Genomic DNA, 1,357 nt, shown 5'->3' with positions numbered 1-1,357 from the left:
AATTTGGCTCCCTTTGCTGGACTTGAACCAGCGACATACGGATTAACAGTCCGGCGTTCTACCAACTGAACTAAAAGGGAATTGTCTATTTCGTTGCTTGCACCGTATTTCTTATATTCTAATGAACTAAAAGAAATAATGGTGCCTCGAGGCGGAATCGAACCACCGACACGAGGATTTTCAATCCTCTGCTCTACCGACTGAGCTATCGAGGCAACGGAGCGCATTAAAAAGGTTTTCGGCTGTTTCGTCAATGGTTTTTTTGAGAAAAATGTTTAACTTTTGTTTTTTTGCACTGATTGGTGGAATTTTAAACTTGTTTGGCTCGTAAATACCGAAAAATCACTTTCTAGTGCTCACCTAAAGCTTGTTGCTCTTTGTTCAATGCGCGCATTAATGCTGGACGTTGGTTTAGCTTTTGGCGGTATTTTTCGAGTTTAGTGGGTAATTTTTGCTCGAATTTGACTGCCCAATTAAGGGTGTGGGCAAGAAGGATATCAGCAATGCTGGGTGAGCGGCCTATTACATAATCAGAATCTGGTAACCAAGCTTCGGCTGTTTGGGCGGCTTTCTTAAATTCCCAGCTGGCGACGGCAAGCATTTCTGGTAATCGAATCTGTTCAGGTAGGGCAAATTTATGTTTACCCATGCTCCATAATGGTTGCTCTAACTCTGAAATAATAAAGCTGACCCATTGATGATGAAGCGCAGACTCTGTGGTGCCGGGCTTAGGGATCCATTGTGGTACGTATTTTTCAGCAATGTAAAAGCAAATAGCAGATGATTCACATAGGGTAATATCATTATCTGTAAGGGTTGGGACTTTACCTTGATGGCTGAGAGCTTGGTAATTTGGCGATTTATGTTCACCTTTCATTAAATCAACTAAATGGTATTGCCAATCAAGGCCACTTTCTTCAAGTAGCCAAGAAACACGTAATGAACGGGATCGAGGGTAGCCATATAAGGTGATCATTGGTCATCCTTGAGTTGGTAGCAAGATTAATACTCTTACTAACCGTAGTCGAAACTGCGATGAAAAAATTTACATTGGTAAGACTAAAGCGAGATTTATGGCTTCTTCTGCTTACCTATGCCCTTAAAATTATGTTTTTTTTGAATATTGCGTAAGTGAACTTTATAGAGTGAGTATAGTGAGGTTCAAAGGGGGGAATAATGACAAATAGCAGGTATAAAAAAAGCCTCGTCCGAAGACGAGGCTTTTTAATGTGGCTCCCTTTGCTGGACTTGAACCAGCGACATACGGATTAACAGTCCGGCGTTCTACCAACTGAACTAAAAGGGAATTGTAATGGTGCCTCGAGGCGGAATCGAACCACCGACACGAGGATTTTCA

Annotated in this window: 1 protein-coding gene and 3 tRNA genes; all 4 read right to left on the bottom strand. The window is 41.7% G+C overall.

Annotation, left to right across the window (positions count from 1 at the left end):
• Positions 1-4: 4 nt before the first annotated feature.
• The 4 genes from C9J48_RS27590 to C9J48_RS27575 all read right to left on the bottom strand — a co-directional run bounded on the left by C9J48_RS27590 (position 5) and on the right by C9J48_RS27575 (position 1,306).
• A tRNA-Asn gene (locus C9J48_RS27590) sits at positions 5-80 on the bottom strand.
• 59 nt (positions 81-139) lie between these two features.
• Positions 140-215, bottom strand: a tRNA-Phe gene (locus tag C9J48_RS27585).
• Between the two features lie 134 nt (positions 216-349).
• Entirely contained in the window at positions 350-976 is a 627-nt protein-coding gene (locus C9J48_RS27580; protein ID WP_107281306.1) for a glutathione S-transferase family protein, read from the bottom strand.
• A gap of 254 nt (positions 977-1,230) precedes the next feature.
• Positions 1,231-1,306, bottom strand: a tRNA-Asn gene (locus C9J48_RS27575).
• Positions 1,307-1,357 lie beyond the last annotated feature (51 nt).

The sequence above is a fragment of the Photobacterium profundum genome (assembly GCF_003026285.1).
GTDB lineage: Bacteria > Pseudomonadota > Gammaproteobacteria > Enterobacterales > Vibrionaceae > Photobacterium > Photobacterium profundum.
The sequence above is the reverse complement of the archived record's forward strand: the minus strand, read 5'-3'. Positions and strand labels throughout refer to the sequence as shown.

Bases quoted from the DNA above. Each gene is read 5' to 3' on its own strand.
- C9J48_RS27580 (WP_107281306.1), bottom strand. From the start codon at position 976: ATGATCACCTTATATGGCTACCCTCGATCCCGTTCATTACGTGTTTCT.